At 34.5% G+C, this 23,672-nt stretch carries 29 protein-coding genes; 5 read left to right on the forward strand and 24 right to left on the reverse strand.

Going from position 1 to position 23,672, the window contains the following annotated elements:
* The first annotated feature begins 117 nt into the window (after positions 1-117).
* Entirely contained in the window at positions 118-405 is a 288-nt protein-coding gene (locus BK577_RS19655) for a DUF6509 family protein (RefSeq protein WP_078434512.1), read from the forward strand.
* A gap of 29 nt (positions 406-434) precedes the next feature.
* Here BK577_RS19655 and BK577_RS19660 read toward each other — a convergent pair whose 3' ends face one another.
* Positions 435-1,541: a phosphatidylglycerol lysyltransferase domain-containing protein gene (locus BK577_RS19660; RefSeq protein WP_169908396.1), complete on the reverse strand. Its 1,107-nt coding sequence runs from the start codon at positions 1,539-1,541 to the stop codon at positions 435-437.
* Positions 1,542-1,707: 166 nt separating this feature from the next.
* On the opposite strand from BK577_RS19660, the gene BK577_RS19665 reads away from it, so the two are divergent.
* A complete protein-coding gene (locus tag BK577_RS19665) occupies positions 1,708-1,887 on the forward strand; it encodes an H-type small acid-soluble spore protein (RefSeq protein WP_078434514.1) in 180 nt (59 codons plus the stop codon).
* 36 nt (positions 1,888-1,923) lie between these two features.
* Here the strand turns inward: BK577_RS19665 and BK577_RS19670 are convergent, their stop codons facing one another.
* The 7 genes from BK577_RS19670 to BK577_RS19700 all read right to left on the reverse strand — a co-directional run bounded on the left by BK577_RS19670 (position 1,924) and on the right by BK577_RS19700 (position 6,192).
* On the reverse strand, positions 1,924-2,127 hold the full coding sequence (locus BK577_RS19670) for a cold-shock protein (protein WP_078434515.1): 204 nt from the start codon (positions 2,125-2,127) through the stop codon (positions 1,924-1,926).
* A 316-nt stretch (positions 2,128-2,443) separates the two neighbouring features.
* Positions 2,444-2,677 carry a molybdopterin converting factor subunit 1 gene (gene moaD, locus BK577_RS19675; RefSeq protein ID WP_078434516.1) on the reverse strand — a complete coding sequence of 78 codons (234 nt, stop codon included), beginning with the start codon at positions 2,675-2,677 and terminating at the stop codon, positions 2,444-2,446.
* Positions 2,674-3,129 carry a molybdenum cofactor biosynthesis protein MoaE gene (locus tag BK577_RS19680; protein ID WP_078434517.1) on the reverse strand — a complete coding sequence of 152 codons (456 nt, stop codon included), beginning with the start codon at positions 3,127-3,129 and terminating at the stop codon, positions 2,674-2,676. Before BK577_RS19680 ends, moaD begins: the two co-directional genes overlap by 4 nt.
* Positions 3,122-3,646, reverse strand: coding sequence for a molybdopterin-guanine dinucleotide biosynthesis protein B (gene mobB / locus BK577_RS19685; protein ID WP_078434518.1), 525 nt, complete (start codon positions 3,644-3,646; stop codon positions 3,122-3,124). The genes BK577_RS19680 and mobB overlap by 8 nt, the downstream gene beginning before the upstream one ends.
* Positions 3,625-4,905, reverse strand: coding sequence for a molybdopterin molybdotransferase MoeA (locus tag BK577_RS19690; protein ID WP_078434519.1), 1,281 nt, complete (start codon positions 4,903-4,905; stop codon positions 3,625-3,627). Before BK577_RS19690 ends, mobB begins: the two co-directional genes overlap by 22 nt.
* A gap of 29 nt (positions 4,906-4,934) precedes the next feature.
* Positions 4,935-5,546, reverse strand: coding sequence for a molybdenum cofactor guanylyltransferase (locus BK577_RS19695; protein WP_078434520.1), 612 nt, complete (start codon positions 5,544-5,546; stop codon positions 4,935-4,937).
* A 103-nt stretch (positions 5,547-5,649) separates the two neighbouring features.
* Positions 5,650-6,192: a peroxiredoxin gene (locus BK577_RS19700; protein WP_078434521.1), complete on the reverse strand. Its 543-nt coding sequence runs from the start codon at positions 6,190-6,192 to the stop codon at positions 5,650-5,652.
* Positions 6,193-6,567: 375 nt separating this feature from the next.
* On the opposite strand from BK577_RS19700, the gene BK577_RS19705 reads away from it, so the two are divergent.
* Complete coding sequence (locus BK577_RS19705) at positions 6,568-7,401, forward strand: mechanosensitive ion channel family protein (RefSeq protein ID WP_425435957.1); 834 nt, start codon at positions 6,568-6,570, stop codon at positions 7,399-7,401.
* 60 nt (positions 7,402-7,461) lie between these two features.
* On the opposite strand, the gene BK577_RS19710 is transcribed toward BK577_RS19705, so the two are convergent.
* The 11 genes from BK577_RS19710 to BK577_RS19755 all read right to left on the reverse strand — a co-directional run bounded on the left by BK577_RS19710 (position 7,462) and on the right by BK577_RS19755 (position 15,999).
* Positions 7,462-8,385, reverse strand: coding sequence for an IS3 family transposase (locus BK577_RS19710; protein WP_139367393.1), 924 nt, complete (start codon positions 8,383-8,385; stop codon positions 7,462-7,464).
* Positions 8,286-8,852 carry a helix-turn-helix domain-containing protein gene (locus BK577_RS19715; RefSeq protein ID WP_078434523.1) on the reverse strand — a complete coding sequence of 189 codons (567 nt, stop codon included), beginning with the start codon at positions 8,850-8,852 and terminating at the stop codon, positions 8,286-8,288. Before BK577_RS19715 ends, BK577_RS19710 begins: the two co-directional genes overlap by 100 nt.
* A gap of 90 nt (positions 8,853-8,942) precedes the next feature.
* A complete protein-coding gene (locus tag BK577_RS19720; RefSeq protein WP_078435329.1) occupies positions 8,943-9,188 on the reverse strand; it encodes a YkuS family protein in 246 nt (81 codons plus the stop codon).
* Positions 9,189-9,464: 276 nt separating this feature from the next.
* The gene (locus BK577_RS19725) at positions 9,465-10,592 is read right to left on the reverse strand and encodes an N-acetyldiaminopimelate deacetylase (protein WP_078434524.1); all 1,128 of its coding nucleotides are present in this window, start codon (positions 10,590-10,592) and stop codon (positions 9,465-9,467) included.
* Positions 10,593-10,676: 84 nt separating this feature from the next.
* Positions 10,677-11,387: a 2,3,4,5-tetrahydropyridine-2,6-dicarboxylate N-acetyltransferase gene (gene dapD, locus BK577_RS19730; RefSeq protein WP_078434525.1), complete on the reverse strand. Its 711-nt coding sequence runs from the start codon at positions 11,385-11,387 to the stop codon at positions 10,677-10,679.
* 106 nt (positions 11,388-11,493) lie between these two features.
* Positions 11,494-12,375 carry a transcriptional regulator CcpC gene (locus BK577_RS19735; protein ID WP_078434526.1) on the reverse strand — a complete coding sequence of 294 codons (882 nt, stop codon included), beginning with the start codon at positions 12,373-12,375 and terminating at the stop codon, positions 11,494-11,496.
* Positions 12,376-12,552: 177 nt separating this feature from the next.
* The gene (locus BK577_RS19740) at positions 12,553-14,055 is read right to left on the reverse strand and encodes an MDR family MFS transporter (protein WP_078434527.1); all 1,503 of its coding nucleotides are present in this window, start codon (positions 14,053-14,055) and stop codon (positions 12,553-12,555) included.
* A gap of 179 nt (positions 14,056-14,234) precedes the next feature.
* A complete protein-coding gene (cbpB, locus tag BK577_RS19745; protein ID WP_078434528.1) occupies positions 14,235-14,693 on the reverse strand; it encodes a cyclic-di-AMP-binding protein CbpB in 459 nt (152 codons plus the stop codon).
* Positions 14,694-14,947: 254 nt separating this feature from the next.
* Positions 14,948-15,466: a ribonuclease H-like YkuK family protein gene (locus BK577_RS19750; RefSeq protein ID WP_078434529.1), complete on the reverse strand. Its 519-nt coding sequence runs from the start codon at positions 15,464-15,466 to the stop codon at positions 14,948-14,950.
* A gap of 119 nt (positions 15,467-15,585) precedes the next feature.
* Positions 15,586-15,738: a hypothetical protein gene (locus BK577_RS26135; RefSeq protein WP_169908398.1), complete on the reverse strand. Its 153-nt coding sequence runs from the start codon at positions 15,736-15,738 to the stop codon at positions 15,586-15,588.
* A gap of 24 nt (positions 15,739-15,762) precedes the next feature.
* Positions 15,763-15,999, reverse strand: coding sequence for a YkuJ family protein (locus BK577_RS19755; RefSeq protein ID WP_026562808.1), 237 nt, complete (start codon positions 15,997-15,999; stop codon positions 15,763-15,765).
* Between the two features lie 362 nt (positions 16,000-16,361).
* Between BK577_RS19755 and BK577_RS19760 the strand changes: the two genes are divergently transcribed.
* Complete coding sequence (locus tag BK577_RS19760; protein ID WP_078434530.1) at positions 16,362-16,595, forward strand: glutaredoxin domain-containing protein; 234 nt, start codon at positions 16,362-16,364, stop codon at positions 16,593-16,595.
* 180 nt (positions 16,596-16,775) lie between these two features.
* Here the strand turns inward: BK577_RS19760 and BK577_RS19765 are convergent, their stop codons facing one another.
* The 4 genes from BK577_RS19765 to fadH all read right to left on the reverse strand — a co-directional run bounded on the left by BK577_RS19765 (position 16,776) and on the right by fadH (position 20,258).
* Positions 16,776-17,453, reverse strand: coding sequence for a DUF3993 domain-containing protein (locus BK577_RS19765; RefSeq protein ID WP_169908400.1), 678 nt, complete (start codon positions 17,451-17,453; stop codon positions 16,776-16,778).
* A gap of 377 nt (positions 17,454-17,830) precedes the next feature.
* Positions 17,831-18,070, reverse strand: a complete 240-nt coding sequence (locus tag BK577_RS19770) for a hypothetical protein (protein ID WP_245823545.1) — start codon at positions 18,068-18,070, stop codon at positions 17,831-17,833.
* Positions 18,071-18,134: 64 nt separating this feature from the next.
* Complete coding sequence (locus tag BK577_RS19775) at positions 18,135-19,352, reverse strand: EAL-associated domain-containing protein (protein ID WP_078434532.1); 1,218 nt, start codon at positions 19,350-19,352, stop codon at positions 18,135-18,137.
* A 141-nt stretch (positions 19,353-19,493) separates the two neighbouring features.
* A complete protein-coding gene (fadH, locus tag BK577_RS19780) occupies positions 19,494-20,258 on the reverse strand; it encodes a 2,4-dienoyl-CoA reductase (protein WP_078434533.1) in 765 nt (254 codons plus the stop codon).
* Positions 20,259-20,443: 185 nt separating this feature from the next.
* Here fadH and BK577_RS19785 point away from each other — a divergent pair, with 185 nt between their 5' ends.
* Positions 20,444-21,304 (forward strand): metallophosphoesterase, encoded by an 861-nt coding sequence (locus BK577_RS19785; protein ID WP_078434534.1) that lies wholly within the window; start codon positions 20,444-20,446, stop codon positions 21,302-21,304.
* 162 nt (positions 21,305-21,466) lie between these two features.
* Here BK577_RS19785 and BK577_RS19790 read toward each other — a convergent pair whose 3' ends face one another.
* A complete protein-coding gene (locus tag BK577_RS19790) occupies positions 21,467-23,578 on the reverse strand; it encodes an RNA degradosome polyphosphate kinase (RefSeq protein ID WP_078434535.1) in 2,112 nt (703 codons plus the stop codon).
* Positions 23,579-23,672: the final 94 nt, after the last annotated feature.

Here is a 23,672-nt window from a genome sequence, read left to right on the forward strand (position 1 = left end):
AATATTATGCACCACTCCATTCAATCAATTTACTTAAATTTGGCTTAACTCAATGAAAGAGCTATAATATTAATGCAAAATAAAACCTTGTATATGGATAATGAAAGAGGTATTAATATGAACATTATTGAATCAACAATCGAAACACTGGAAGATCCATTTGGTATCCTATCTGGCGAACGTTATGAAATTTTCCTTACATTAGAAGTTGATGAGGAGGATGAGTTATATAGTGAATATGGCATTAAATTGAAACTAATCTTTGCCATTGATCAAAACGAATCAAAAATTGCTCAGTATGATTTTATCGATAACACAACAGAAGAAGTATTAGATTTCGCTTTAGAAGAAGAGGAAGAACAGCAAGTAAAAGCCTATTGCGAGAAACTTGTGGCAAGATTATAAACAAAAGAGGACAACTTAATGTTGTCCTCTCAAACTACCTGTTTATTCCGCGTAAGTTTTCTTACGAAAATTAGTTCATTCTGTTTAGGCACTTTCCTTACGATTAAAATTAGCTGGATGATAATAATAACCAATACTGATTTTTTGTAGACCAAGTATCGCGGAGTCCAATTTGTCGCAAACTTCCCTTTATATTTTCTTAAACCTTTAAAGTTATAGTATTTACACCCATTCAAAAAAGCATATCTTGCCAATTTCTCCTGGTAAGGTGAGCCGGGATCTATTCCGACATTAGATAGAGGAGACATCCCCAAACCGCAAGCTGAGTATCCTTTTTCTTTCGCCCAAAGAATAGTTGAAATGAACACCATATCCATCGTCGCTCTCGGACTGTGTTTTCTATATCTCATTAAATCAATACTTATCGTTTGCTTCTGTTGATAATCAGAAGGAAGACTAGCAAACGCTAATAAAGAGCCATTAGGATCACGAAATAAGGCCACTGAAAAATGGCCGATATAATCCTCAGAAAAAGAACTTACTGAAAAACCTTTTTCTTTACGATCATTTAACCACTCATCTGAAACAAATTGCATTTCCTCTAGTAATTCTTTTCTAAAAGGAGGATGAACAACTGAAAAACTATAGCCTTCCTTCGTAAATTTATTTCTTATGTTTCGCATATTACTGAATTTTTTTCCTTCAGTAGCAAAGGTATTTAAATCAACTTTTGCCTCTTCTCCAATTTTAAATAAACGATAACCTCGCTTTTGATAATTTAAAGAATACTGTTCAGATGCTTGATAGAAAATCGGTGTCATACGTTGCTTTAAAGCAAATTCAAAAAACTCCTCTATTCCATCATCAAGCTTTTCTTTATCACCAATCGGATCACCTAAAACGAATAGCTTTTTCCCCAGTTGTTTATATGAAATTAAGACCGAATCATCTTGCGCTAGGAATAACTGTTTATCTTCTAAAAAAAGCAAATGTGATAATGTATTTCCACCAAATCTTTTTATAAAAGATAAAGTAAAAGAAACATTGATTTTATGGTGATCCTTCTTGAGAAAATTGGTTAATAGAAAGGTTATTACGACTATGATAGTAAAAAATATGACAATTGCAATAAACAATACTCTTGATCCTCCTTTTTCCTCTATAAAAGATAACACATTCACTTATTTTAGAAAATAGATTTCAACATCAGTTTTTTTGGCATAATTTAACCGGTTTAGGAAAATGTATAGATAGGCTGTTACCTTTAATACTTTTTTCGATCTTAAAAAAGGAGTGGAGAAAATGAATGTAAATCGAGCGAAAGAAATTGCAAATATGGGAGAAATGGTGAATGTACAATACGAAGGTGAATCAATTTATATCCAATCTGTAAATGAGGATCAAGGAACTGCTCGTATTTTCTCATTGAGTAATCCCCAAGCTGAAAAAAATGTTCCAGTGGATGGGTTAATTGAAGAATAAATGGACTGACATTTGTCAGCCCATTTTAAATTATGCTTATAATTTCACTACGTCTTCTGCTTGAGGACCTCTGTTACCCTCAACTATGTTGAACTCAACTTTTTGTCCTTCTTCTAACGTTTTAAAACCTTCACTAGTTATAGCACTGAAATGAACGAATACATCATTTCCTTCAGCAATTTCTATAAATCCAAAACCTTTTTCTGAATTAAACCATTTTACAGTACCAGTTGTTTTCATAAGTAGAACCTCCAAAGATTTTTTCAACCGTTGCTCTATATTATTACTAGAATATATTATGATCAATTGTTATATATTGAAATTGCCGTTACTCAAAACAACGAAAGCCCTACCTCTCTTCCGTCCTTACGGCTCCTAGTCCGCGCCAGTGTGAATTGAAAGCACATTATATGTTTCATCCACAAATCACTATAAAGTGAGGATTTTTAACAAGCATAAAGATTTATTATAGATCAATATAATGCTGTTGTCAAATCAAATCCCCTCTTATCTAATACTCTTGAAAAAATTACGAAAATAAAACTATGGAGAAGGATTACCCGCCACTAACAGGAGGAATTAACGCTACTACATCTCCGGCTTTAACCATATCATCATCAAGAGCATACTCTTCATTCACAGCAATCATGACATTTTCTAAATTTCCTATGTCATAGGCGGATAATATATAATCTCTAATGTCCTTCACTGTTGTCTCGATTCTTTCAATACTGATGCTTTCTTGTCCAACCTTTTCTTGTAAATGAGCAAACAAAAGTACTTTTATCATTGATCTACCTCCATCGGCTTTCCTTCTGGATAAGGCGTTTTTTCTAATTGATCTCCTATCCAAGCCTCTCCGCTTTCCCAAATTTCTTTTTTCCATATTGGAACAATTTGTTTAATTCTTTCAATCGCGTATTCATTTGCTGCATAAGCATCTTTACGATGTGGGGTTGACACAGCAATTACAACAGCAATTTCTGAAATCTCTAATTTCCCGATTCGATGAGTAATCGCTACTTTCGCGTCACTCCATTTCTCTTTTATTTCTTCCCCTATTTGTTCGAGCTTTTTCACTGCCATCTTTTCATATGCTTGATATTCAAGTGATAAGGTCCGTTTTCCATATGTAAATTCTCTTACCGTTCCAGTAAATGTTGTAACAGCTCCGGCTTCATTTCGTATAACTTTATTAGTAATTTCTTCTATTGAAATTGGATTCTTTACAATTTCAAACATTTGCGTTATCAATATATTCACCTACTTCATTTATCATAAGCCATTCAATACACTTATCACGAGAAGAAAAGATTAGATATTTTTCTCTAACTTCGTGAGGTAATGAGAAACTGGCCAATACACATGTAATATTAACTGTTTTTTTTAACATCGGCAGATCTTCTTTAGATCGAAGCAATACAACTTTAGGATATTCCTCGAATTTAAAGCCCTCAATTAAAATTACATCTAAGCAAAATGTATTATACAAAGATATCATCTGGGAAAGTGTTAATTTAATCTGATTTGAAGATAAAATAAAAGATTCATTTCCTTCGACAAACGTTACTTGCGCGCCTGCTTCACGATGTTTTTGAGTATCTTTCCCATTATCATTTTGGGTTAATTCTCCACCATGCCCATGATGCTTTATGGTACCTACCTTTAATTTATATTTAACCGCTTCTTTAATATACTCAGTGACAAATGTCGTTTTTCCACTGTTTTGGTATCCGACTACTTGAAGGATTCTGCCCAATGCGTGTCACTTCCTAATTGATCTTCAAATAATAAGAGATCAATCATATCTCCTGTTTTATATCCTCTTGTTCCTCCCGGCAAGACAATAAAGACATTAGCATCAGCTAATGATGATACGACATTCGATTTATCCAAACCAACAGGACTTGCGATAACTTGTCCATCGATTAGTTGAAAAGATCCTCTAACAAACCTTGTAAAAGGATTTGGCTTTAAGAAATCCTTTCCTAAAATAGCTGTAACCTTTTGCAAATGTGGGCGGGATGAGTATAAGTAATGTCGAACAATTGGTCGAACAAACAACTCAAAACCAACATAACATGCAGATGGATTACCAGAAAGCCCGAATAATAACTTACCATTGTATTCAGCTACCGTTGTCACACTCCCAGGTCTCATGGCAACTTTATTAAATAGAACATTAGCTCCTAAACGTTGATAAATATCCGGCAAATAATCATAATCTCCAACAGAAACGCCACCGGTTGTGAGTAGAATATCTACCTCTTCCAACGCGTCTACTACAGCTTTATAGCAAGTTTCAAAGTCATCGGCTAATTTACCGAGGTATATCGGTCGTGCCCCAGCTCTTTTTGCCTGCGCTTCTATCATAAATGAATTACTATTCCTTATTTTGCCGGGTTCAAGCGGCTCACCAACTTCCAATAACTCACTACCTGTTGCAATAATGCCAATACGCGGTTGCCTTACTACTTGAACCTTTTCATAACCAAATGTAGCGAGTAATGCAATTGTTCCCGGCGTGATACATGTACCTTTTTTAACAAGTACACTTCCTTCTGGTGTATCTTCACCTTTAAAAGATACATTGTCACCTTTATGAAAGGGTCTTTTTATCGACATATATACTTTATTGTCCTTCTTATAAACCTTCGTTAATTCCAACATAACAACTGCATCACTGCCACAAGGCATTTGCGCACCTGTCATGATCCGGATCGCTTGATTTTGACCAACACTTTCCTTGCTAACACTACCGGCACCAATTTCATCAATCACTTCAAATACAACAGGTTGATCAGCTTTGGCATTAGCTGTATCATGCGCTCGTATAGCAAACCCATCGTAGGGTGAACGATCAAAAGGTGGAACCGGATGAGTTGCAATTAAATCCTCTGCTAAATACCGTCCATAACTTTCCTGAAGAGAAACTTGCTCTATGTCCCCGACAGTCACAAAACTCATCACTTTCTTTATTGCTTCTTTTACTGGTAATGGCTTTCTTTTTTCAATCATATAATCCTCTCCGCCACAAATATAGTTTACTATTTAGATTCTGATATTTTATCATTATTTAATAGCATACCATAATCTTTTGGTGAGTTTATGTTACTAAATATCTTAGGATCTATATTTAATTCCTTTTCCGTCACAAACAATACGTTAACTTGATTTAGAAGTGTCATCATTTTTCGGTCTTTATTCACTAATTGTTTTTCAATTAGTGGAAAAACGGAGTGATGATATACTCCAACTAAGGGATGTAACTTTCCTTCAATATTTGGAATAATGACTTTCTTACCTGAAGAAATATAAGCTAGTAATTTTTGAATTAATTCTCCAGAAATGAGTGGAATGTCACATGACAATATAACAAACCACTCAGACACTTCGTTTTTCATCGCAGTATATATCCCAGCTTTAGGGCCATCCCCTACAAATTGATGATCATCAGTTATTACTTTTACTTGTGTTTCTTCAGTAAATTTTGTTAAAAGATTTTGATGACTTATGATAATCTGTTTTTCAGTAGTATCTATTAAAGCCTCCATCGAATAGTGCCAGAATTTTTTCCCATGGTATTCTGCAAATGCTTTAGGTTGACCAAATCGCCTTGATTCTCCTCCCGCGAGTAAAACCCCTATTATTTGTTGCATTTTCCATCATCCCCCTGATTTTTTAACTTGGAATTAAAAAAGTCAGTTACCGACATATGGTAACCGACTAGTTTCATTTTTTACCGCTGTCCATTCACTATCATTAAAGCGTAGATTGTCCCGGCTTCCAGTTTACAGGACAGAGCTCTCCTGTTTGAAGTGCTTGAAGTACCCGTAATGTTTCATCAACATCACGCCCAATATTGTTGTGATTTACAACTGCATATTGAAGTTCTCCACCTGGATTTATGATAAACAACCCTCGAAGGGCAATTCCTTCTTCCTCAATTAACACACCATAGTCACGTGAGACAGAGTGATTTGTATCAGCCGCTAAAGAATATTTAATAGCACCTAAACCATTATCTTTTCGATCCGTTTTAATCCATGCCAAGTGCGTGTGAATTGTATCTGTTGATACACCAATCACTTCTGCATCCAATTCTTCAAATTCTTCATAACGGTCAGATAGTGCAGTAATTTCAGTCGGACAAACATATGTAAAATCCATAGGATAAAAAAACAAAACAGTCCACTTATCATTTTTCATGTTGTCTTCCAGGTTCACCTTACCAAATTCTTTCGTAGCTAATACAGCGTCCATTTCAAATCTTGGAGCTTGTTTTCCAACCATTCGTTCTGTCATTATACCATTCCTCCTAATCATATGATACCTAAGAAAAGCGCCTTGATAGCTCCAATGGCTAGTCGCTTGCGCTAGACACCAACACTAAGTTTAAAATTTTATACTTACTTACATTTTCCGGGCTTTATATATATTAGATGTAAAAGGAGACAATTATGGAACAAACCCTTTTTGTAGTTTAAGCGATATTCAAATCTACTATTCAAATTGCCCGTAATTTACGACAAATGAGCTTAAATCCTTCATTTTTGAACAAAATATGTTTAACATGGTAGATGGAGGGTATGAATAATGTGTTCTTTCTTTAAAAATTAGAGTGTATTCCAGCTATAGCGTGCACTTTGAAAGAACCTCTATTTTGAGAAAGGATGTTGAATGATGGATTTTATTGAAAATATTGAGTGGTCAGTGCTCATGACCAATGCAGGAATCATTATTTTGAAGTTACTTGGAATCATTATTGCTTTTTTAATAGTTAAAGCAATTGGAAACAAAGTGATTAGAAAGATGTTCAATAGGTTACAAGAACGTGAAAATATATCGAATGGACGAGCTTTAACGTTACACAGTTTGACCTTAAATATTTTTTCCTATGTGTTAATTTTTATTTTTATTGTCATGATCTTTCAAGTATTTAATTATAATGTTTCTGCTTTAATAGCTGGAGCAGGTGTTGTAGGATTAGCGATTGGCTTTGGAGCTCAAGGATTGGTTAGTGATGTAGTGACTGGTTTTTTCCTGCTGTTGGAAAAGCAAATCGATGTTGAAGACTATGTAACTGTCGCGGGCTTTGATGGGATTGTAGAGCAAGTAGGACTTCGTACTACACAGATTAGAGGGTTTGACGGTACACTTCACTATGTTCCAAACAGGGAAATAACTAATGTAAGCAATCATTCACGTGGAAACATGAGGGCATTAGTTGATATTGGTATATCCTATGATGATGATATCGACAAGGCAATTTCAGTATTACAAGTTGTATGTGATAAACTTTCTGCAGAGGATGAAAATATTGTGGATGGTCCAAATGTTTTGGGTGTGCAAGCACTTGGATCTTCAGATGTTGTCATTAGAGTTCTTGCAAAAACAAAGAATATGGAGCAATGGGCAGTCGAGCGTAATCTTCGTAAAGCAATTAAAGAAGCATTTGATGCTAATGAGATTGAAATTCCATATCCCCATCAAGTGAACGTGGAGAAAAAATAAATTTCATTCAAAAAGAGCCTGAATAACCTTGAGGAGACCCCCGAAAGTTAGAGTTTTATATTAAGCAACTAATTGGCTGGTATGGATACGGAATTGAACCGGACTCATGCCTGCCAATTTTTGTTTTATACGTTTATTATTATAATAATTGATATATCTTTCAATTTTCTGTTTTAATTCCTCATATGAACATAGTGCTTCCCCATAATACATTTCTTGTTTCATTAATCCAAAAAAGTTCTCCATCGGTGAATTATCTAAACAATTTCCTTTTCGTGACATACTCTGGAAAACTTTATTTTCCTTGAGTTTTTTCACCCATTTATTATGTTGATAATGCCAGCCTTGATCAGAATGTATAGTAGTTCTGTACTTTGAATTCTTCACAATTTCTAGTGTATCTTCTAGAGGTTCAATGACTAAATCTAGTGTTGGGTGACTGCTTATCCCATAAGATAGAATTTCGCTATTGAACATATCCATGAATGGATTAAAGTACAGTTTTCCATCAGAACACTTAAATTCTGTGATATCTGTTGTTATTTTTTGATGGCACACATTTGTGTGAAAACGGCGATTAATAAGGTTCTTCGCGACAGTTCCAATAGTCCCTTTGTAAGAACTATACTTGCGTGTTTTTCGTGTAAACTTATTTCCTTTGAGTCCGAGCTTTTTCATAATTCGTTGAACCTTTTTATGATTTACTTTTAAGTTACGGTTTTTCAATTCTAAATGAATACGTCGGTAACCGTAATTGCCGTCATGGTCCTCAAATATGGATTGAATACATTCTTCAAGATTTTGATCTGGATTCTCTTCCTTCATTTGCTTTATATGATAGTGATACGAAGATTCAGGAATATCAACTATCTGTAGAACATCTTTTAATCGGAATTTTTCTTTGAGTTCGAATGATAACGCTGCTTGTGCTTTTCTAGATAGCTTTCCGGATCCATCTGAAAAGCTTGTAACTTTTTTAAGTATTCTACCTCTAAGCGAAGAAGTTCATTTTCTTTCTCTAATTTTTGTTCGTACGTCAATTCTTTTTCTTCTGCAGGACTTTTGCTTTTTTTGTTCTTGGCTTTATCAGACATGCGCGGTCTCCCTTTCGATCTACCCAGGGCTTCAGTGCCACCTTCCAAAAAAGCTTTCTTCCATGAAGCTATTATTGGAGGATTTGTTAACCCAAATTGAAGGGCAGTTTCCGTCTCTGAAGAACCTGTACTCTTCATAAAGCTTAATACATTCAGCTTGAATTGAACAGGATATGTTTCCTTATATTTTTTCCTCATCAACCCATCTATCCCAAACTTCTCGTATACTTTTACCCACCGCTTAATTGGAGAACTGTTTTTTATATTATGTTTCTTTGCCAAAAGGTCATATCCTAATTTCCCTTCTAGATACTCTTTTACGATCATTAACTTAAATTGTTCACTATATTTAGTCATAAAAATACACCCCAAATGTTAGATTTTACTCTAACTTTTGGGGCGCATTACACCTCAGGCTCTTTTTGTAGTTTGCAACATTCTTTGCTATTAACGATTTACTTTACTTTCAACCTGTTGGCAGATTTCATCTGCTGATAAACCACTAGCTTGAATAACTGAACCAGCAGTTACTGCATTGCTAATCCCCATTACGTTGGAATCTTGACCAGTGATAACACAGCAATCACAGCCTTTTGCATCATTTTCATTGTTTAATTGGACAACATCATACCCTTTTTCTTGTAATGCTGAAGTAACATCAGATAATGACTGTTCTACACCGATTTTTGCCATCATTTATCCACCTCCTACAAGTATTGTGTACACAGTTGGATAAAATATACTTTGTAAATTGGTGATAATTGTGGCTATGAGCGAAATATATTAGTCCTTAAGATTTTTATCTTTGATTTTAATGATTTATCAACGATTCTCCGGTTTTATCTCCGATTATTGAATTTTATCTTCGATTTTTATGATTTATCTACTATTAGACATCATTCATCAAAATCCCACACCACGGATGAACTCAAAAAAAAGCAATTGGTTCCCACCGATTGCTTTTTCATATTATTGGTTTGCTTTATAAGAAATATATTTACACATTATATCAACTGCAACTCCAATGGCTGATTCATCTGGTTGTAATTTCGCATGATGTAACCCATATGGCGAGCCTACACCTAGCCAAAACATAAAGCCTGATATTTGATCAACCATATATCCAAAATCTTCACCTGTCATCGCTTCTGTACACTCTCTTACATCATAGCTCGTCTGATCTGAGATATATTCCATAAATTCTCTCGTTAACATCTCATCATTGTCAACTTGATGATACATTGAACCATAATCAATCATTGTTTTACATGAATAGCCTATTTCGATCCCTTTTACAATTGCTTCGATTCTTTCCTTGACTTTATCCATAGATTCTACAGATAAAGTTCGTATTGTACCTTCTAATCTTGCATTCTCGGCAATGATATTTTGTACTGTTCCACCCGTTATTTTTCCAATAGTAATAACAGCACTGTCTAATGGGTCTATATTACGGGCGATAATTGTTTGAAGCTGAGTAACTAATGAACACGCAGCTACAACCATATCATTTGTTGTATGAGGATATGCAGCATGTCCGCCTTTTCCTTTCAGATCGATAAACAATTCTGATGTGTTAGCAAAAAGCAGGCCTGGTTTTGTTGCAATTGTTCCAACTGGGAGTTCTGGAGCAATATGGAGTGCTGTGATTATATCAGGTTTCCATTCTGTAGCTATATCACTATTTAACATTGGCTCTGCTCCACCTGGCCCTTCCTCCGCCGGCTGGAATAAAAATAGGACATTATCTGAAATAGGATTCTTAACAAAATGTGTTAATATACCAATCGCTATTGTCATGTGAAAATCATGTCCACATGCATGCATGCATCCTGGATGTTCAGAGCTAAAATCATAGTCTGTTTCTTCTGTTATTGGCAGCCCATCGATATCTGCTCGATAGCCAATCGTTTTTTGTGGATTGGTTCCTTTCACCAAAGCAAATATACCCGTTTTCCACGTTTTCACTTCCAAACGGTGTTCCGGAAATTGTTTTAAGAGATTTAATAGATATTGCTGTGTTTTAAATTCCTGAAAACCAATTTCAGGAATCCGATGTAGATCCCTGCGTATTTGAATAAGGTGTTCTGTCCCCAAAATGACCAATCCTCTCTATACAGAAGAGGATGACTATACGAAATAGTCTGCTATATAGACCATCCAGAGTCATCCTCACCATTCTTATAATTGTCTTAGTTCTTGCATAATTTCAGTTTTAGATTGAGTTTGAGCATCGATATCTTTGATTTTTCGGGCTGGTGCACCGTATACAACTGTATATGGTTCAACGTCTTTTGTTACGATTGATCCAGCACCTACAACAGCACCTTTACCAACTGTTACACCTTCGAGAACAACACAGTTAGCACCAATCAAAACATCATCTTCGATAACAACCGGTTTTGCTGAAGGCGGTTCAATAACACCTGCCAATACGGAACCTGCACCAATGTGACAGTTTTTACCTACTGTAGCTCGTCCACCTAAAGTTGCGTTCATATCAATCATTGTACCTTCTCCAATGACAGAACCGATATTGATTGAAGCACCCATCATAATAACAGCATTATCCCCAATTTCAACTTGATCACGGATAATCGCACCTGGCTCGATACGTGCTTTAATTCCTTTAAGATCCAGTAAAGGAATAGCTGAATTACGACGGTCATTTTCAATCACGTAGTCTTCAATATTTGCTTTGTTGCTTTCTAATGCTGCTTCAATTTCAGCCCACTCACCAAAAACAACCCCTGTGTTACCAGTAATAAATGTTTGAGAAGAATCCCCAAAGTTAATTCCTTCAAGGTTTCCTTTAACATAAACCTTTACAGGTGTTGATTTTTTACTGTTTTGTATAAATGAGATAATCTCATTTGCATCCATCATGTTCATATGTATTTCCTCCTTGTACTATGTCAGTCATTCTTTACTGTATCAAAGGATCAAACTGTTGACAAGAGGTCTGCTAAATTTGTCATATTGTCGAATTCTTATTTTTCTAATAACATTCATCCCTTTGATGTTCTTCCACAATTTCGACAAAAGCTTTTACTTGTTTTAATTCAAAGGAGGACTCAAAACCCAATAACCAAGTATTCCTTTCAATTGGCTTCCCATCTTCTTCAAGAAGTGGTATTTTAAACACCTCCTGTTCGTCATCCTTTAATGTGACGGAAGGGAGAATGGCATATCCGATTCCATTCAACGCCATTTGTTTACAGGTTTCAATTTGATCAACAACAATCGTTCTCTTTGGTGATGTATTGAATTGGCGATGCCACCAGTCTTGTATTTCTTGATAATACGAGGAATCGCTTTTAAATTGAATAAAAGGTCTTTCAGTATGGAGGACTTCTTCAATATTCTGTATCTCGGTATCTACCAGGTAAAGCGTGTCTGTTAACAGATGTTTTTTCATCCCTTTCCATTCAGGATTTCCACGTATAATTCCTAAATGAACATGATCCTCATACATACTTTTCAAAATTTCACTACTCCACCCGGTGATGAGTGATATTTTTGCATGAGGATATTTTCTAACATATGTTTTTAATACACTTGGTAGCCAATGTTGTCCAATGATAGAAGCCACTGCAAGCTTTAATGTTCCGTGTACCTCACCTTCCAGCGCTAGTATTTCTTCTTTTACTTTGTCTTCTTTTAAAACGACTTCTTGTGCATAAGCAACAATTTTTTCACCCGCTGGAGTTAGAGTAAGGCCCTTTTGTGATCTGATAAATAATTGTAATCCCCAAGACTTTTCAATTGTTTGTAAACGCTGTGATAATGCTGGTTGAGAAACAAACAATCGTTCAGACGCTTTTCTCATATTCATTTCTTCTGCTAAAACAACCAGCATTCTAAGTTCGGAGGTTTGCATCCACTCACCCTTTTATTTAATAAGTTTTCCTTATAGCAATAATTAAAATAATGCTAATTTAGTTATGAGATATCAATTGTATCATAAGGATATAGGTGACTTTTGTAAAGGATTTTTTATACAGCTTTTAAAAAGATCATAAAAGAAGGACTGCCTAACAGATTTGGGCAGTCCACATTATATTTTTTCCTTTTTAGGCAAAAATGTGATCAAGATAAAGCTTAAAACAGCAAAAGCTAATATAACTAAAAAAACATTATGAAGAGCCATTTCAAGGCCTTCTTGGAGGATCATTTGTGCTTGTGAAGTTAGTGATGTTCTTTGTTGATGATCTAAAATAAGTGTTGTCGAATCGAGGTTTAATTCATTATTTACACCTTCACTTTTAAAGAATGAAATCAACTGACTGTTTATAATCCCGCCTAATAAAGCTGCGCCAATAGTGCTGCCAACATTTCTCATAAACATATTAGTCGCTGTTGCAACTCCTCTTTTATTCCACTCAACCGTACTTTGAATCGAAACAATAAAGGCTGTAGTAGTTAGTCCCATACCTGTACCAATTAAAAAAGAACCAAAAGCAGCAAAGACCGGGCTATCACCGCTTGATAGGAAAATGAATACAATGCTTCCCAGAATTAGTGATATTCCACCAAATATAGAGGTTGTCCTAAAGCCAATCTTCAATATGGCCCTGCCTGATATCATTGCGGCAATTGGCCAACCAATCGACATTGTTGTTAAAGTGAATCCAGCTACAATTGGCTTTTCTTCCATAACTCCTTGTACAAACGTTGGGAGGAATGACGATAATCCTATTACGATAACTCCAGTAGTTAAGGATGTAAGATTTGCTACTAAAATAGACCTCTCTTTCCAAAGCTCAAAAGGCATCATTGGTTCATCAACTTTTCTTTCATAGAAAACAAAAACAATAAAGCTAAATATTGATAGCAAACACAGCAATAAGACTGGTAAGGAAAGCCAATCAAAGCGAACTCCGCCTTCTACTAGGATAAACATAAAGGAGGTGACAGCAATTGTTAAAAAAATAGCACCACCATAATCAACCTGAGGTTTACGTTTTTCTATATTTTCTTGTAGAAATAAATACAATCCTATAATAGCAAGAATTCCAAGGGGAATATTAATCCAAAAAACAAATCTCCAACTAACAAATTCCACTAACAATCCACCTATGGCAGGACCCATAATCGCTGAGATTCCCCACACACTGGACAGATACCCCTGTATCTTCGCTCTTTCTTCTTTTGTATAAATATCACCAACAATGGTTGTGGCAATCGGCATTACCGCACCTGCACCAAAACCTTGCACAAAACGTGCAAAAATAAGCATTTCCATTGATGAAGCCATTCCACATAAAATTGAACCAATTAAAAAGATGACAATACCAATGGTTAAGACTGGCTTCCTGCCAAATAGATCAGATAACTTTCCATATATCAATACAGTAACAGCATTCATTAATAAATACGATGAAAATACCCAGCTATAGAGGGAAAAATCCGCTAATTCTGCCACGATGGCAGGCATGGCTGTTGCCACAATTGTCGCCTCAATTGCTGCCATAAACATTGCTAACATTACTGTAGCAAGCACATAGGGTCGCTTTGTTTTACGTTCCTTTTCATTTAAAACAAACTGTTCTTGTCCCATTGAAATAATACCTTCCTTTTAGAAAAACACGACACACCGCCAAGGATGGCGGAAGCGATGTCTTTTCTTATACTATAATCTATACATAGTTAAACTTTCTTAAAGTATAAAAAAGGACTGTCATTTGTATTGCAAAATGTGGACAGTCCCTTTATTCATCATTCAATCTTTCTACATAGTTATTCACTATCATTGCCATTATTAGCAAGTTGAATTTGTTTTTTTACTTTTTTTAGTATTGCTCTTCTTGTGAATATTCCTTCAAAAATGTTGTTCTCATTTATCACACAAACAAACGGATGATTCACAACAAGGTCTAACCCTTTTTCAATGGTATCATGTAAATACAACCTAGGGATATCCGTATTCATCACTTCTTCGACCTTCATATTCTCTAACTTTTCAAATTCGATTCGTTCCAATCCGAAAATATTGTCCATTATTAAATTCATCCCAATAAGACCATGTAATGTAAATGTCGAATCCAAAACAGGAATGGCTGTATAGCCTGTTTTTGTTAATACTAGTAATGCATGCTCTAAATTATTACCTATCTGGACATGTGCTACTTTATCCCCTGAAATCATTAAATCTTGTATAGTTAAACCCATCAATTCATTGGCACCTAAGCTAAACATGTTGTTCTTCCTCTCTAAAAAAGCTATTTTTATCCACAAAGAGGTGTGTTAAAGTTTCCTAATCTATCATATCATAAAATGATTTTCTATTTCTTCGTTTACTCTCCTATATTCTGAAAAAGATAAGAAAACGTAATATTTTAACTGTTGTGATCCGTTATTTACGAAACATACAGCTATACAATGTGCTTTTTCTGACGACAAAAAAATGATACTCTTCCAGGAGTATCTACTTATTCAAGACTATTTAATTCTCATTTGGTATATCTATTTGCATAACTAAAAGCTGTGTAGGATTCCGGTTTTATTTTTGCCTCGATTCCCATAGCCTCAATTCTTCCAGTCATTTCTTGAATCAATTCCTTTGTCATTCCTCTTCTACCAATATCCATGTGTATCTCAAAAATTAAATCTGCTCCCTCATCTGCAAACGGAATTAATATATCTGATAATTCCATTAAATATTTAGAAATAAAATAGTAAGCAATTTCCTGGCTAAGTGCAGTTTCCATTGAGATCTTTTCTCTAATGCTTGTAATCGGCCGCTTCACAGTATGATTTTTTAAGCAACCCCATGCACCTTTACCAACCCTATGAAGGTGGATAGCTGTAATAAACTTTGTTTCCGTTTGATGAACATGTGAATCTGACCCTATAGACAATACATATTCTGAACGTGGGTCCTTTAACATAAAGCCTTTTATACGCTCAAGCACTGTTTGAAAGGACATCTTCTTCTCAGAGACATTATAAAAGGTGAAAGAATCGTTCATCTTACAACTCCTTGTCATGTTTCATTGTTAGTATTTTCGAAAAAAAAATTTCCGTTACTATACTGTATGACGAAGACAAGACATAATATGAATAAAAAATAGCCATACCGGTGGTATGACTATTTCCCTTTACTTGTTTCAATGTTTCTAATGGACTCCTGACATTGAGTACAGGTAAAGATCACATTTTGATTAGATTGTGCTGTTAATGATTCTGAAAGTGGTCCTTTTCCTTGACAAAATGGACAAATAACAAAAGGATCTTTTTTCATTTTGCCTCCTCAGTTTTAACACTTTTATTGAAGGAGATCGAAAATTTCCATAGCAATCATATCAATATTATCGAATTGATATGATTGAGGTTTTTCACCTTTTTGATAAACCTCAAGCTCAAACGTACTATTTTTGTCAAAATATTTTACACTGCAACGTTTTTCACCTTCAACCTCAAAAAAGCGCTGGACAGGTTCTCCTGAACCAGAATTTTCTTGAAGATTTTGAAGTCTTGTAATAATACCTAAAAGTTGTGACACCAGATATCCCCCTTCCGGAAGAGTTAACGTATAACTAATTCCTTCGTTTTATTGTTTACTCTACCACTCATTCTATCCACTAAACGACGATTCAATAATCAGCATCTTACTTTTGTGCCATGTCAATTTTACACTATGTATGTAGGGATTTCCAAGGAAATTATCAAAGTATGTTAAACTTCCTTTATTTTATCCACTTTTTCAACATATTATATTAAAATGTCGTTTATTTATTTACCCTTGGAGCAGTAGCCTGTATAATTGTAACACATATTCCTATGATGTTCATAAAACAGATGATATTCTAAAAAATATGTTTTAAATAACTAAATAGGAAATATTTATTGTTTGGGGAGATAAACGTGAAAAAAATAATTGTATATTCTCAGCCAAGTTGTCCACCTTGCCAAATTGTTAAACAATTTTTAGATCATCATAATATCACTTATATTGATAAAGATATTAGTGTCGATAAAAATGCACGGAACACCCTTGTTGAAGATTTACAATCATCGTCAACACCAACTGTTACTGTTGACGACCAGGTTGTTATTGGGTTTGATTTAAAAAAACTTGAGAAACTATTAGGTTTGTAAAAGGAAAAGAAAAAAGCTTGGTGACCAGCCAAGCTTTTTTCGCTCTATTAAAGGGGTTTGGGGAAAACGAGAGTTTATGACTAATCAAGTTCCTACGTAGCAATAGGCAGTAGTTGATTATCTTTCTCATTTATAATGATAATGATTATCACTTTCAATGTCAATTGTTTTTTTCATAACTCACATAATTTTCTCATAGAAAAAATTATGTGAAATTGTTTTTGAGTAAAAATAAGGTAACAAGATCTGGCTTAAGTGTTGATTTAAAAGGTATCTTCCTTCATTATGATCATCAACTTTTTGTGTATCCTCTTCTGAATTTATTGTAACTTTAACTTCTTGTCCATTTGTTTTATTTTGTCCAATTTCTTCTAAATTTTTTGCATAGTTTTTAATATCAGTTACCATTAAACCTTTTTGTGTTTTCGTTAATTTTACCCACTCATAATGATCATCATAGCTAACAGGACCATCATTAGAGGCAGGGAAAAATTCATAAACAACAATTTGGTCATTTTCTTCTACAATCTTTGTCTTTTCGTCATAGGTAAAAAACGGAATCACGTAAATTGGAAAATCAGTACCATAAACAATATATTTCCCGTCTTCTTCAAACAGATTTTTCTTTAAATATTGGTTTGTTATATCTTTATTAAAATATTCCGAAAGAATTTGGACCATTTCTGCTTTTTCTCTTGGCTTTTCTGATAATGATTGTTGTGCTTTAAAGGCATCTTGTAGATGAGATAAGATGTTTTCTCGATTCAAACTTCCTAGATCTGAAGCAAATACTGGATGAGAAAACACTAGGAGAATAGCTATGATAAGTAAACTGCAACATACTTTATATTGTCTCATTCTTATTCCATCCTTTCTCATTAATGATTTGGACAATCTTTATCTCTTCCCTATTTTACCAACAAATTTGTCAATATAGAGGTGTGAACGTTCGCAAAATACAATCAAATTATGACAACAACTTTCATTATTCTCTACCCATTTTGACAAAGGTCTAATCAATCTTTAAAAATTAAGAACAAAAGCGCAAGCGCCTTGATCAGCCTTGGGCAAATAAGCCAATTTAGAATAGAAGGCGTTCTTTGCCTTCAAGTCTAAATTCGCTTATGACCTCGAGGGGCTAGGCGCTGGAGCTGGATGTCGTGCGCTTATCCACAGTTCAAAGAATTTTATAATTTCCTAGACGACAAAAAAAACAGTGAACTATTGTCCACTGTTTACCATGATATTGTAAAAGCCAAATAAAAAATATATGCTAATGAAAGAACTGCTGCAATCATATAAGTCAGAAAAACAGGATTACGCGAATAAGGATGCTCCTGCACCTTCTCATTTAATTGTGTATCATATTTCGCTTTTCTTTCACTAACAAGCTTACCTACTTTAAAGGTATATATTAAGCTTGTTACTAATATTAGTAATGCGATTACACCAAGAACCATTGTTAAATAGGTCATCCTGCTGTCACCCCTTTTATATATAGGATGACTCACACAATAAATAAATATGCTTTGGAAAAACTTATAAAAGACCTTCTTCTTCATAGAGGTAATCATAAGACAAATCAATAAATAGATAATGCTTTTGGTTTAAGGGAAAGGAAAATGTCCGAATCAATTCTCCCGTTTCAATATCACTGTATACATCACTTAAAAACCCTTTTTGATCAAATCTCATTCTCATAATATTTGCTAAGAAATAAGGTCGCCAACTCCAGTTATTTAAGTAATATTGGGGCTGAATTTGCCAATAATTCTGTTTGAAAATGTTAACGGATTGTTGAAAACCATCTTCATCACAAATATAAATTCTAAAACTACAGTCATCAAGCTGCTTTGATAGCTGCTGTAGCAGATCTTCGTAATCAATAAATTGCTTCCCTATTTTATGAAGCACTTGTTGCACACGGTTGTTAAAGGCTTCCGTAAAAAGATAAAGATTTTCAAGCTTCTTTTTCTCGGAGGAAATATATGTCTGGAACTCATATTTTAGCATATCTTTACAATCATCAATTTCTGCGAATTCCCGTTGTGGTTTATTTAAGTAAAATCCTTGATAATAACGGCCGCCGTTCTTCCACGCATATTGAAGCTGAAAATTGACCTCAATATCCTCATACAGCAATGTAGCCCCAATTTTCCTTGCTAAAAGGGAGATTGAATAAAGTACATCATAATATGATTGGGATGGAGAACTTAATCTTAATGGCTGTAGATCTATTTTTAAAATATCAGGGGATAAAAGACCAATCCGATCAAGATTACTGCTTGCCTTACCTATATTATCAATCGCTACTTTAATACCGTATGTTCTGTAATATAGTAAAAGATGATAAAGTTGTTCAATATCACCTCGAAAATTATGTTCGGTAATCTCTAATACAATCTGATTAAGTTTTAACCCTTTTTCCTGTTTATCCAGTAGGATGTTTAAAAAACTTTCACCATGATCCATCATTAATAAGTTTGCATCACGGTTAATAAAGAGGTGAAGATGCGATTCCTTTAATTCCAGAAACTCATCTATTGCATTATGTAAGATAGAGTCGTCGACTTCAATCCGATATTCATCTGGAATGTTTTCATCCTGGAAAAATTCACCCAAACTTTTAATTTCATGATTTAGTTTTATTCTTCCTAATACTTCATATCCGATAATTCTTTGTTCATCAGCGCTGAAAATGGCTTGGTAGTAAGGTATAACCTTATCTATATTCGTTAACACATCTAACGGATCCATTGCAATCCCCTCACATATCTCTATCTGTATCAACATTATTATAGCATATTAAGGAAATGATTAGATGTATTTATACTTTGTGAACAATGGTTTCACTTAATTTAATAGATGTGTCAACGACATTAGACTTAATTCTCAGTACTAGAAAGGATGTTTATTTAACCATTGAGCACCATCCATCGTAATACATTCTCCATTAATATAAGCTGCATCATTTGAAAGAAGGAAGGATGCTAATGCTGCAATTTCCTCAGGCGTACCCAAACGACCTAGTGGAACACTATCAATCGTTCTTTTCGCCGCTTCCTCAGATTCCCATAATCGCTCTGCTCCACCTGTTCTTTCAATTGGTCCAGGTGCAATAGCGTTCACCCTTATTCCATATTTTTTTCCCCATTCTACAGCTAAGGTTCTCGTCATTGATAACACTCCGGCTTTAGCAGCAGCTGAATGAATAACACCTGCACCGGCTCCCCATGCATATGTAGCCACAATGTTTATTATCGAACCTTTTTTTTGCTTTTCAATCCAGTATTTTCCTACAGCAGATGAACAATAGAAAGTACCATTTAGAACAATATCAATGACAGATTTCCACCCATTAATTGACAGCTTTTCAGCTGGACAAATAAAATTTCCTGCAGCATTATTAATTAATGCATCTATTCTTCCACATGTTGAATCAACGTATTGAATCAATTCTGATACTTTTTCTGGTTCTCTTATATCTGCTTGAAAAGAAAAAATTTTCCCAGTTTCCCCTTCGATATCTTTTTGAGCCTCATCAAGTCTATCCTGATTTCTCCCAACTATAACAACATTAGCCCCTTCACTTGCAAATCGCTTTGCCATCACTTTTCCCATACCGCTAGAACCACCAGTAACAATTATCACTTTATTTTTCATCTTCTTCCCCCTGCCCTTTTATGAATGACTATTCATTCATCATTTTATCATAATTTTGCCTTATTATCTAATAAAACTGAAGGTTCATCTTTACTTTTTAAATAGAACTTAGTCATAAAACCGTGCTATAATTTAGTATAAAATAAATGATCTATTGAAAAATGTTTGAGAATGGTTGGTATTTAATGAAAAAACTTTATTCAAGAAGATCTTTTCTTAAAGGACTTTTTTCCATATCCATTGGAGGGATCTTAACTGGAGCCGGCGGATATACATATGCTCGATATTTAGAACCTGGTTTCTTAGATATAAATCAACTAAAAATTACACATCCTACGATCCCAAAATCGTTCGATGGATTTAAAATTGTTCAATTCAGTGATACTCATCTTAGTGAATACTTTACGATCGGCAGACTAAGAACAATCGTCGATAAAATAAATGATCTTTCACCTGATTTATTGTTTTTCACCGGAGATTTAATGGATGAGCCTAATCAATATACACAAATAAATGAAATTGTTCCTGTACTTGAAAAATTAGAAGCTCCTTTTGGAAAATTTGCTGTTTATGGAAATCACGACCATGGAGGATATGGAACTGATATTTATCGAAACATTATTACAACGTCAGGTTTTACATTACTCCAAAACCAAGTGCAAAATATTTCCATGATAGATGGACATAAAATTTCCGTTTCCGGGATTGATGATCTAATGTTAGGGAGACCAAGTTATGAAGGAACTTTAGGTAACTTAAACAAACATACATTTAATATTTTATTGGCACATGAACCGGATGCTGCTCTTGAGTCAAAAAAATATCCAGTACATTTACAATTGTCAGGTCATAGTCATGGGGGTCAAGTGCAGGTACCTTTTTACGGCCCTCTTATTACCCCTCCATTCGCAACTGAATATTTTGAAGGAATGTATAATATTGATAATATGAAGCTATATGTTAATAGGGGCTTAGGAACAACAAGACTTCCTTTTCGCTTTTTATCAGTTCCGGAGATTACACAAATAACTCTTCATTCTGAGTAAGAAAAGCACAAGTACATATTTTATACTTTCTAAACTCAACATAAAGGACAATTTCTAAGAAATTGTCCTATTAATACTTTAAATTTTTAACTTATTAAGTTATAAGAAAAGACATCGACTCCTCCATTCTTGGTGTTAAGTCGTATCTTACTGGATTTTCAATTATTCTTCATCCTCTAGCACTTGATAGGCTTTACTAAATAATGTGAGCTGGCTATCAACTAATGCTTCATGTTCATTGCGTTTAACGTAATGGTAAACACCATGTTGATCTTGTTCTCTTGCCTTCACATTATCAGCTAAGTTCAGAGCAAGTACCTGGTTTAGACGCATTTTTATATGCCCCTCATAGATAGGGAACAAAATTTCAACACGTTTTTCCATATTCCTTGTCATTAAGTCTGCCGATGAAAGAAAGGTCTTCTCTTCACCATTATGATGGAAGAAATAGATTCTGCTATGTTCTAAAAATCGACCAACAATGCTTCGAACTCTAATATTTTCACTTACGCCCTTTATACCTGGTCGTAAGCAGCACGTTCCACGGATGATTAAATCAATCTGCACACCTGCATTCGATGCTTCATAAAGTTTTGTAATGATCACTTTATCTGTTAATGAATTCATTTTTGCAATAATACGTCCGTTGGAGAATCTCTTTTGAAATTGAATCTCTTGATCTATAAATTTTATAAAATCTTTTCTAATATCAAAAGGTGCCACTGAAAGATGATGAAACTCAGGCTTTTCAGTGTAACCACTTAAATAATTAAAAAAGTTTGTTGCATCAATTCCGAACTTACGCTTGGAGGTGATAAGTCCCATATCTGTATAAATTTTTGCTGTTTGATCATTATAATTACCTGTGCCTAAATGAACGAAACGCTCAATCCGATTATTTTTTCTTCTTACGACAAGTGTTATCTTACTGTGCGTTTTTAAATATGTCATTCCATAGATAACATGACATCCGGCCTTTTCTAATTCCTTAGCCCACTGTACATTATTTTCTTCATCAAAGCGAGCCTTTAGTTCAACTAAAACTGTTACTTGCTTACCGTTTTCAGCCGCACGTTTTAATGCATCTATAATTGGCGAATCTCCACTAACCCGATACAATGTTTGCTTAATCGCTAATACATCCGGATCATCAGCAGCATCCGAAATAAACTCTACTACCGGTTCAAATGATTCATATGGATGATGAAGAAATACATCCTGTTCTGAAACTTTTTCGAAAATATCCTCATCTGAAGAAATGTCCACCGGTGGCTGGGGAATTAGAGCTTCAAATATTAAATCTTCTCTTAGTTTTGACATTTCCTTTGCAAAGCTAAATAGGAAGGTTAGGTCAAGAGGTCCATCAATTTCATATACATCTTTTTCATGGATTTCAAGTTCTTCAGTTAAATAACGCAGGATGTTTTGGTCAAATCTATTTTTTTGAATTTCTAGCCGAACCGCAGCTCCCCATTTACGTTTCTTTAACTCTTTTTCTATCTCTTTCAGTAAATCCCGAGCACCTTCTTCATGAATTGTCATATCCGCATTTCTTGTAATCCGAAAAACTGAAACTGAAACTACTTTATACCCCTTAAAAAGCTTATGAATAAATGTACTGATAATATCTTCTAATAAAACAAACCGATTTTGATCAGAGGAAGTATGTAATTTTACAAATCGTTCGAGAACAGCTGGAACTTGAACGATTGCTGTCTTATAGCGATTTTCCTCGAACTCATCGTTATCTTCAATGACAATGGCTAAGTTTAAACTTTTATTGAGCAGCATCGGAAATGGGCGATATGCATCCACTGCCATAGGTGTTAAGACAGGGAAAATCTGCTCATCAAAATATTCCTCGAGAATTTTATATTGTTCGGATGTTAAGTCAGACATATGTAATATTTCGATGTTTTCTTCCCGTAACTGTGGGATAAGCAAATCATTGTATGAATCATATTGCAACCCAACTAGCCTATGTGCATTTTGAGCAATTTGATTTAATTGTTGTTTTGGGGTCATCCCTGCTTTATTCTCAGGCTTATTAAATCCAGCCTTTACCTGATCTTTTAATCCCGCTACACGAACCATAAAAAACTCATCTAAATTAGAGCTGAAGATAGCTAGAAACTTTAACCTCTCAAATAAAGGGTTATGCTCATCTAAAGCCTCTTCTAAAACACGTTCATTAAATGCAAGCCAGCTTAATTCTCTATTGTTATAATAAAGCGGACTTTGAAGATCCAAAGCTTTTTGATTGATTGTATTCATGTACCTTCACCCTTTTTCGACAATTTCTATTGTTTCATAATAGCACTAAGGGACTAATTCAATTGTAAATATTTTGTAAATTATTATTAATTTT

The sequence above is a fragment of the Metabacillus halosaccharovorans genome (genome assembly GCF_002019635.1).
Lineage (GTDB): Bacteria > Bacillota > Bacilli > Bacillales > Bacillaceae > Metabacillus > Metabacillus halosaccharovorans.

Coding starts and splice junctions, on each gene's coding strand:
- BK577_RS19655 (WP_078434512.1), top strand. CDS start 118: ATGAACATTATTGAATCAACAATCGAAACACTGGAAGATCCATTTGGT.
- BK577_RS19665 (WP_078434514.1), top strand. CDS start 1,708: ATGAATGTAAATCGAGCGAAAGAAATTGCAAATATGGGAGAAATGGTG.
- BK577_RS19670 (WP_078434515.1), bottom strand. CDS start 2,127: ATGAAAACAACTGGTACTGTAAAATGGTTTAATTCAGAAAAAGGTTTT.
- moaD (WP_078434516.1), bottom strand. CDS start 2,677: ATGATAAAAGTACTTTTGTTTGCTCATTTACAAGAAAAGGTTGGACAA.
- BK577_RS19680 (WP_078434517.1), bottom strand. CDS start 3,129: ATGTTTGAAATTGTAAAGAATCCAATTTCAATAGAAGAAATTACTAAT.
- BK577_RS19690 (WP_078434519.1), bottom strand. CDS start 4,905: ATGATTGAAAAAAGAAAGCCATTACCAGTAAAAGAAGCAATAAAGAAA.
- BK577_RS19695 (WP_078434520.1), bottom strand. CDS start 5,546: ATGCAACAAATAATAGGGGTTTTACTCGCGGGAGGAGAATCAAGGCGA.
- BK577_RS19700 (WP_078434521.1), bottom strand. CDS start 6,192: ATGACAGAACGAATGGTTGGAAAACAAGCTCCAAGATTTGAAATGGAC.
- BK577_RS19705 (WP_425435957.1), top strand. CDS start 6,568: ATGATGGATTTTATTGAAAATATTGAGTGGTCAGTGCTCATGACCAAT.
- BK577_RS19715 (WP_078434523.1), bottom strand. CDS start 8,852: ATGACTAAATATAGTGAACAATTTAAGTTAATGATCGTAAAAGAGTAT.
- BK577_RS19720 (WP_078435329.1), bottom strand. CDS start 9,188: ATGGCAAAAATCGGTGTAGAACAGTCATTATCTGATGTTACTTCAGCA.
- dapD (WP_078434525.1), bottom strand. CDS start 11,387: ATGAACATGATGGATGCAAATGAGATTATCTCATTTATACAAAACAGT.
- BK577_RS19735 (WP_078434526.1), bottom strand. CDS start 12,375: ATGCAAACCTCCGAACTTAGAATGCTGGTTGTTTTAGCAGAAGAAATG.
- BK577_RS19740 (WP_078434527.1), bottom strand. CDS start 14,055: ATGGGACAAGAACAGTTTGTTTTAAATGAAAAGGAACGTAAAACAAAG.
- cbpB (WP_078434528.1), bottom strand. CDS start 14,693: ATGTTTAGCTTAGGTGCCAATGAATTGATGGGTTTAACTATACAAGAT.
- BK577_RS19750 (WP_078434529.1), bottom strand. CDS start 15,466: ATGAACGATTCTTTCACCTTTTATAATGTCTCTGAGAAGAAGATGTCC.
- BK577_RS26135 (WP_169908398.1), bottom strand. CDS start 15,738: ATGAAAAAAGATCCTTTTGTTATTTGTCCATTTTGTCAAGGAAAAGGA.
- BK577_RS19765 (WP_169908400.1), bottom strand. CDS start 17,453: ATGAGACAATATAAAGTATGTTGCAGTTTACTTATCATAGCTATTCTC.
- BK577_RS19770 (WP_245823545.1), bottom strand. CDS start 18,070: ATGACCTATTTAACAATGGTTCTTGGTGTAATCGCATTACTAATATTA.
- BK577_RS19775 (WP_078434532.1), bottom strand. CDS start 19,352: ATGGATCCGTTAGATGTGTTAACGAATATAGATAAGGTTATACCTTAC.
- fadH (WP_078434533.1), bottom strand. CDS start 20,258: ATGAAAAATAAAGTGATAATTGTTACTGGTGGTTCTAGCGGTATGGGA.
- BK577_RS19785 (WP_078434534.1), top strand. CDS start 20,444: ATGAAAAAACTTTATTCAAGAAGATCTTTTCTTAAAGGACTTTTTTCC.
- BK577_RS19790 (WP_078434535.1), bottom strand. CDS start 23,578: ATGAATACAATCAATCAAAAAGCTTTGGATCTTCAAAGTCCGCTTTAT.